This window comes from Halalkalibacter wakoensis JCM 9140 (assembly GCF_000513095.1).
In the GTDB taxonomy this organism is placed as follows: Bacteria; Bacillota; Bacilli; order Bacillales; family Bacillaceae_D; genus Halalkalibacter; species Halalkalibacter wakoensis.
The window spans coordinates 1-7724 of the sequence record NZ_BAUT01000112.1 but is presented as its reverse complement, the minus strand read 5'-3'; the positions used below and the strand labels follow the sequence as shown (position 1 = coordinate 7724).

Here is a 7724-nt window from a genome sequence, read left to right as displayed (position 1 = left end):
ACAAATCGCTTAAATCCCATCTTTTAAAAAATGAATGTCTTAAAAGAAATCGTAGAAGAATAAGAGTAATAGTTAAAGATAACTAAAAGTAACAAAAGTAACCCTAGCAGGGGAATGACACGTAGACTCCTGCGGGAGCAGTGACCCACGTGTGAGACCCCGTAGGCGACAGCGAGGAGGCTCACCGGGCACCCGCGGAAAGCGGAGTGTCATTCCCCTGCGGCAGTTAGGCACTTTTTCAGTGGCCTCAAATAGAGGTAGGGTTCCACAACGAATGATGAGAAATTGTATTATATTTAATTGACTTTCACTTTAACTAAAATACGACCTTTCCCTATCTAGTAAAAGGATGATTATGTTATGGTAGATTCATAATACATTGGAGGAGATATCATGAAACAGATGATCAGCTTCATCATTGCTTTCCTTTTACTCACCCCTTCTGTCTCCTTAGCGGAGACACCTTTTACAGATGTTGAGACAGACTTTTGGGCCGATGATGAAATCCGTTTTCTGCATGAACGAGAAGTGATTGGCGGCTATGAAACAGGAGAGTTTAAACCGAATAAGCCTGTGACCCGAGCACAAGCAGCGATTATAATTGTACATGCACTTGAATTAGACGTAGAAAATCGCCCTGCCCCATCATTCCGAGACATACGTGATGGTTTTCATGCTTATGAATACGTTGCAGCCGTAGCCGATGAAGGCATTATTCATGGAAGAAACGGCAACTTCTTACCGAATGCTCCTTTAACGAGAGGGCAAATGGCAGCCATTATTGATCGTGCCTTTCACCTTGAAGAAGCTACGACACAAACGAGCTTCACTGATGTAAAAAGGAACAACACCTTTTACTCAAGCATACAAAATTTAGCTCACCACCGTATTTCAACAGGCTATGAGGTCGATATCACATTCCGACCGAATCAGCCAACCACTCGCGCTCAATTTTCCGTCTTTTTATCGAGAGTATTGGAGGACGACTTCAAACCAAATGTGCCAGCAATACCGGAGCTCGCTTTTTTTGAAGAACTCATTCTAGAAGCAGAAAGTGAAGTAGAAATGGCCATGTATGAGAAATGGGAAGATGCTTTTTACCATGATCAACCTCTTTCTTTTGAGGAGGTGAAACCAACCTTTGAAAACTACTATACAGATGAGATGATTGACTCTGTTTGGAAGCCGTTTTATAAAGAGGAGCTCATGTCATGGGGGCCTGCATTAGCTCAAACTTTCCACTTTCAAATGATGGAAGATCTTACGTTACATGTTGTCGGCCAAAACTACGTTGTCATTACAGGGATTGAACCTGTGAATGAAATGAACAGCGGTGAGATGTACTTTGAGTATAGTCTTGTGCGGACCGATAGCAACTGGTTGATTGATGATATTTCTGGTAACTATTAACCGGAAACGCATAAATTTTGAGTTTGCCGCATAAAAAAGTGAGTTTGCCGCATAAAATTCTTGTTTTGCCGCATAAAATTCTCACTTTGCCGCATAAAGGTAGGTGGGTCAAGGTACCTGTCCCCATGACCCACATGACCCACCTTGACTTCACTACCAACGTTCAATATCAAATTCCACTGCTTTTTGAGCAAAGCGGAAGTTCGCAACAGAAAGTTGAGCTAATGATACGTGTTCTTGCGGACGGAATTGTTGCTTTTGATCTCCTTGGAAAATACCAAAGGCATACGCGAGCGCAACATATCCGACATACTCATCACTTATTTTTTCCTTATCGACAAATGGAACTGAATAAATGCTGCGATGCTTAGCCACTTCTTCTAAGCCTAGCGAGCGAATAAACCAGTAGGCTAGTTCTTCACGCGAAATTGGTGCATCTAGATCCAACGTCTTACCGCTTTGATCAATAATTCCCTTCTCTACAGCCAATTCGACTACTGCATAAAGTGGGTGATCGGAATCGATATTTTCAAAGCTTTGTTTCGGATTTTGTACATAGCGATAATCATCTACATAGAAAATCGATTTGACTAATACTTCTAAGGCCGTTCCTTTGCTCACCTTAGCATTCGGTTGCAAGCTCTCCGCATCAGCCACCGTTAGGATGTTCGATTCAACTAAGTAAGAAATTTCTTCTTCTGCAATGCCCTTCTAAATTAGAAAGTCCAGGGATCGTATCTTCCTCACTCACCTTGCTCCATTCCCCTTTTGTTGCATCATAATATGAGGATGGATCTTGGAATTCAGGTGAATAGACTAGATAGAAATGGGAGCGATTTTCGCTTCTTGTTAAGTTTTGATAGCGTAATGTTAGATCCATTTTCTCTTTGAATGCTGCTAACGCATCGTCTTTACTTACTGCTAACTCAGTAGACGGCCATTCATCTACAGTTATGGGGTAATTGTTGAAAGAGACAACACTACCATCTTCTGCTGAAACAGAAACAGATAACCCCATCCCTTCTACGACAATCCCATTTTTAATTAGAGGGAATTGATAATAATAGACACCACGATCCGCCGTTGTATATTGAACATCAAGTGGATAGGCAAAGTTGTTCATCGAATATGGTGCAAATCGGTTCAATGCATCCACCGCTGCCTCTAATCCTTGCTCATAAGATAAGGTAACATTCGGTGTTGATTCAGCGAAGTCTTTTGAAATATCGTGAAACTGAATGATTTCGCCGTTGTGTTTATTAACAGAAAAACTTGTTCCACTTGAGCCTCTGTTTGTACGATAAGAGTAAGACACTGTGAAAACTTCTAAATCTCCCATTTTCTCTTCTGTAACCCCACCAATTTGTAACGTTCCACTTTCTGTCTCTTCTTCTAGTAGCGATTCAGCTAACGCGAGAACTTCTTCCTTCGTAATTGGCTTTGGTTCTGAAGTAGACTTCGTTTCTAATTTTTCAATCTCTTTTCTCTCAGGTAAATCACTGAGGAAATCCTGTGCCACTAGCCACTGACCGTCTATTGCATGTATCGCTTCAAAGAACGGTCTAGGAATATAGGTAAGTCTCGCTTTTGCTTCACGGTCGTTGTAGTTTTGTTCCACTATGTAGCGAAGCTCAACATCTAGCACATCGTTCATTTGATCTAGTGCTTCTGATTTTGAAAGAGTGTCTTCATTTGCTTCGTACGTAATGGGCTGACTCATATATTGACCAGCATTGTAGCGAACGATTTCTCCGTTCCCTAATACGACAACCGTAATTCCCTGGCCCGTTACCGGAACTCCCGACTGTAACTTCTCAAAATGAAATTCATACTCGATCGGTTCAGTTAATGTACGATTTCTCCAATGATAGCGAGAACCTTCTCCTTCACGTAAACGGTACGAAGAGCTTTCTGCTACACGATCAAGAAAATCTACTGCAACTTCTTTTGCCTCATCTTGAGATACTTTGGCTGGATACATCGCGCCATCTACATTCACTGGATCTGCATAAAAATGTTGTAGCTGTTGATCCTCACCAACGAACTCCAAGTTCCCATGAACGTATTTGTTTCCGCTTAATTGCTTCGAGAAAAACAAAGACGTACGCTCCACATCCACTTCGTCATAACCAGGATAATAGAATTGATCGACATGGAAATCGCGCGAATCTAAAAAATCATACTTCTCGGGAAACAACTCATGTAACTTTTCAATTAATGCTTCTTTATCAATCGCACTTGCCTCAACAGACGATACTTTAATTTGCTGCTCAGACATCCCCGCTCCATTTGACACAGCGCCTGCTGCTGGAGCAACACTACTAAGACCAAGCAGTACTGATAACGTTAAAATACCCATTTTTGATGCTTTCAAAAAATCCCTCCTAATAATCTACTTATCTCATATACTACCATATATTGTTAGCTAATTTAGTAAAAGTTTTATATTTTTTACATATTATAGGTAAGTTTTGATTAAGCGCATATAATCATTTTCAGACGCATATCTGCTTATTCCTACCGCATAAATCACAGATTTGGCGCATATCACTGCTACAGGCGCATAAATTTCTAGTTTCGCGCATAGAAAGACCATTTTGGCGCATAAATTTCTGTTTTCCCTCATAAAAAGCCGATTTTGGCGCATAACTTAGTCTCGTAAGACTTTCAAGACAAGGAAGCTTATTTGACCTGCATCTTCTTGTTTGCTAGTGTAAATTCCTCATAGGAAAAAAGCACCTGCCAGTAGCTGGTGCTTTTTTTTCGATGGCTCAACCAAACCACCTTATATTTAAAAAGTACACAAGTAAGGAGAAAACCTACTTTTTATTTTACCATCAATCACCTGAATTACCACTTAAAATTTAAATGGATTTTAAAAATATAAGTTTTTTCCCAAAGTTTTATGCTATTATTTGCTCTTATACAAGATTTAGGAAGTTTTTGAACGTTCTCCAACAACTGTCATTATAGCAGAAGAAGGCTATGTCCAACGAAAAGCTGTCGTTACAGAGGATGTTATTACTGGTAGACATCATGTGATCGAAGGCCTAAACACAACTGATTTGATCGTGGAACACCCCACTCCTGTCAAACCGAACAACCCATTTGTTACACCATTAAAAGTGGGAGAAATGGAACGCTCTGCATTTGACTCTTTCACAAACAGACAAAAAGGAAAACTGTTGCTGCAAGGATTTCTTCCATAACTAAAAAAGACCTGTTGCTGCAAAAGGCAGTCAACAGGCCTGGTCAAAAGGAAACTTAAGAGCAATCCAGTGCGTTCATAAAAAGGAGCGACCTTCTGTTTTCTATTTTCTTAAAAGTCCTATTCACCAGAATCTATGGTAACCCTTCGTTTGATTAGTGAGAGCTAACTTTTAGAAAGATGTCTATCGTTACGCCTTTTTCTTCAGAAAATTCACAATGGCAAATCTCCGCTCGTTTTGACGTTTCTTCGGTTAATAGATCAATTGTTACTTCCTGTTCTCCATGTTCTTTATAAATTTGAAATAATTCCTCCAACATTGTACTCAATTTCAAGAATTCCAACCCCTTTTTGACACATATTCATGTTACTATAATCAACTTCAACGTCAACACTTTTCACTACATTTTTTTTATTCTTTCTTCATGCTGTAAAAACTCATTAAACGTAGTAAACACATGTATAGGTTGAGTATGAACCTTCTTAAGATAATTCTCTTTCGCACCTTCAAGCATCGTTTCACTTTTTGAAATCCGTTCAACAATGTAATCCATCGATACTTTTAACGCTTTTTTATTATAATGGATCGATTCTTTAAACAACGCTGCACCTAAAGCTCCGACAATGGTGATCAATAAAGTAAACACCGCTAACTCTTGAGTAATTCCAACCTGAAATAGCAGGATAAACAAATTAATGAACGAAAATGAGATTAGGGGGATGGAAACAAAGGAAAATATACTACTTTTTTTCATAAATGGAGCCACACGTTTTTGGATGGTCTCTAATTCTTTTTCAACATAAAGCGAATCGGTACGAACGGCTTTTTTTCGTTTCATAGTAACCCCTACTTTCTAGTTTTTATTCTCTATTCAAAAGGCTGTTTTCGTAAGAGTGTTGCTTTATCCTATCGTTTGTCCTCGGAGTGAAATGGAACGAACACGTCACTTTCACCTAACCGACAAACTAGGCATAAACACCATACAAAAAGATGAATTCCAAATTACAAATACGCTTCAATGGATCTTTCTACTGCAGATTTCAACTCTTATCTCCTTACTCTTTAGTTCTTTCACAATTTGTTTTGTTGGTTTTAACACCTTTAGAGTGAAGATTGGGGCGATTTTCTCATTCGGGTTCATTGTAGCTTCCTCCCTAGAATTGATTTCTTCCTTATATGCATACATTATAAAGACTGAATATGAACTGAATATGAACTATCTCAACAAAAAAAGATTATTAGCTTCACTTCAACTAATAATCTCCTTCTGTTTCCTTTATAAGTGGGATATGAACGGTAAATGTTGATCCAACCCCTTCTTCGCTAGCCACATCGATCGTATAGCCGTGAAGGGATAAGATTTTTTTAACAATCGATAAACCTAAACCGTTTCCTTCAACGGAACTGCTTCTTGCTTTATCAACTTTATAAAAGCGTTCAAATAAATGAGGCAATTCCTCATTCGGTATTCCTTTTCCAACATCTTTGAACCTCACCGATATAGCACTCGTTCCTTTCTTGCATTCTATAAAAATGGTTTCGTTTTCGAAAGAATACTTAATGGCATTTGTTAGAAGATTAAGCCAAACCTGCTCTAATAAGTCTTTGTCTGCCGTAATCTCAACTGGTTCGACATCTAAAGAAATTTGCACATTTCTACTTTTCCATTGTGGTTCTGTCGCAAGGACTGTTCGTCTAATTTGTTCATCTAGTCTAAACCGTTCCGGATTATAAGGATGATGTTCAGAATCTAATGAAGCCAAACGCAATAAATTTTCACTAAGCCGAGACAACCTTTCTGTTTCTTGGGAAATAATGTCTAAGTACTCTTTTTGGTTTTGTTTCGGAATTACTTCATCTCTTATAGCTCTCGTAAAACCTCTTATCGACGTTAATGGTGACTGAAATTCATGAGAGACACTACTAACAAAGTCTTCACGCATCTTATCAATCTTCTCTACTTCAGATGCCATATGATTAAAACTCGTAATAAGCTCGCCTACTTCATCTCTATTCTTACTTTTTAAGCGGACAGAGAAATTTCCTTTAGCCATTTCTCTTGCAGCATTTGTTAGTTTTTTTACCGGATTCAGCACATATCGTGATGCCAGCAAAATTAATAGACTCCCGATCGTTAATACTACCAATAACAACATTCTAGTAATTTTCCCTATCTCAAACAACCATTCTTCATAATGCAAATGGACAAATAACGCATAAGGTTCATTCTCGACCGTAATCGGCATACCGATGAGCCGGGTAGCGTCATCTCCCTCCTGCATTAAAAGAGCGGTTCCATTTTCTTCCCTTGAGTGGAAGACCTCTGATAGCATGTGATCTGAAACAGAAAAAGCTGACCGCTCCAATAACGGAACACCATTTTCATCAAAAAGGAGAATAGAATAATTGAGCTTTTCTAATGCTTGAGAAATTTCATCAAGTTGATTCGGGTCAGAATGTTCAATAATCTCCGCAATTCCTATTGAACTATTTATTACTTCCTCACCAAATAAGTCACCATCAAATAAATAAAAATGACCAATCGCATAGGACACCAACGAACTGAAAATCACGATCCCGATAAATATCATAACAATTTTTGTATATAACGTTCCTCTAAACACTTATACCTCCTCTAAACGGTAACCCAAACCCCTTACTGTTGTAATGATCAAGTCTGGATAGGCTATTAATTGTTCTCTTAAACGCTTAATATGAACATCCACGGTTCTTTCATCCCCTTCATAATCATAACCCCAAATCCTTTCAATAAGCTGGGTTCTTGTGAAGATCTTTCCAGGGGAATGAGCCAATGTAAAAAGAAGCTCACATTCTTTCTTTTTTATTTGTAAGGAACCTATTTCATCAGAATGAATCTGAAGCCTATCTAAATCAATGGTCGTTGAGCCGACCGTTGCTTTTTTTTCTAAAACTATATTATAACGCTTTAGTAAAGCTTTCACACGTAAAAGCAATTCGACCGGATCAAATGGCTTCACTAAATAATCATCCGTTCCCGCATTAAATCCATTCACCTTATCTTTTGATTCTCCCTTTGCTGTCACCATTAAAATAGGAATGGTTAAAAAAGACCGTATATCCTCC

General features: G+C 38.7%; 8 protein-coding genes. 2 read left to right on the top strand and 6 right to left on the bottom strand.

The genetic code is table 11. The features are described 5' to 3' along the window. Nucleotides 1-393 precede the first annotated feature (393 nt). The gene (locus JCM9140_RS22860) at nucleotides 394-1410 is read left to right on the top strand and encodes an S-layer homology domain-containing protein (protein ID WP_052002456.1); all 1017 of its coding nucleotides are present in this window, start codon (nucleotides 394-396) and stop codon (nucleotides 1408-1410) included. A 153-nt stretch (nucleotides 1411-1563) separates the two neighbouring features. Here JCM9140_RS22860 and JCM9140_RS21075 read toward each other — a convergent pair whose 3' ends face one another. Beyond that, a complete protein-coding gene (locus tag JCM9140_RS21075) occupies nucleotides 1564-2049 on the bottom strand; it encodes an S-layer homology domain-containing protein (protein ID WP_156314953.1) in 486 nt (161 codons plus the stop codon). A gap of 34 nt (nucleotides 2050-2083) precedes the next feature. After that, the gene (locus tag JCM9140_RS21070) at nucleotides 2084-3784 is read right to left on the bottom strand and encodes a YcdB/YcdC domain-containing protein (RefSeq protein WP_034751336.1); all 1701 of its coding nucleotides are present in this window, start codon (nucleotides 3782-3784) and stop codon (nucleotides 2084-2086) included. A gap of 664 nt (nucleotides 3785-4448) precedes the next feature. Between JCM9140_RS21070 and JCM9140_RS24040 the strand changes: the two genes are divergently transcribed. Continuing rightward, entirely contained in the window at nucleotides 4449-4619 is a 171-nt protein-coding gene (locus JCM9140_RS24040) for a hypothetical protein (RefSeq protein WP_156314952.1), read from the top strand. Nucleotides 4620-4773: 154 nt separating this feature from the next. Here the strand turns inward: JCM9140_RS24040 and JCM9140_RS21065 are convergent, their stop codons facing one another. From JCM9140_RS21065 to JCM9140_RS21050, 4 genes are all read right to left on the bottom strand, one after another. Continuing rightward, nucleotides 4774-4953 (bottom strand): hypothetical protein, encoded by a 180-nt coding sequence (locus tag JCM9140_RS21065; RefSeq protein ID WP_034751333.1) that lies wholly within the window; start codon nucleotides 4951-4953, stop codon nucleotides 4774-4776. A gap of 66 nt (nucleotides 4954-5019) precedes the next feature. Beyond that, entirely contained in the window at nucleotides 5020-5457 is a 438-nt protein-coding gene (locus tag JCM9140_RS21060; protein WP_052002455.1) for a DUF5392 family protein, read from the bottom strand. Nucleotides 5458-5872: 415 nt separating this feature from the next. Beyond that, nucleotides 5873-7243: a sensor histidine kinase gene (locus JCM9140_RS21055; RefSeq protein WP_052002453.1), complete on the bottom strand. Its 1371-nt coding sequence runs from the start codon at nucleotides 7241-7243 to the stop codon at nucleotides 5873-5875. Beyond that, nucleotides 7244-7724 (bottom strand): winged helix-turn-helix domain-containing protein (locus tag JCM9140_RS21050; protein ID WP_034751330.1); only part of this gene is annotated, 481 nt, incomplete at its 5' end.

Bases quoted from the DNA above. Each gene is read 5' to 3' on its own strand.
- JCM9140_RS22860 (WP_052002456.1), top strand. From the start codon at position 394: ATGAAACAGATGATCAGCTTCATCATTGCTTTCCTTTTACTCACCCCT.
- JCM9140_RS21060 (WP_052002455.1), bottom strand. From the start codon at position 5,457: ATGAAACGAAAAAAAGCCGTTCGTACCGATTCGCTTTATGTTGAAAAA.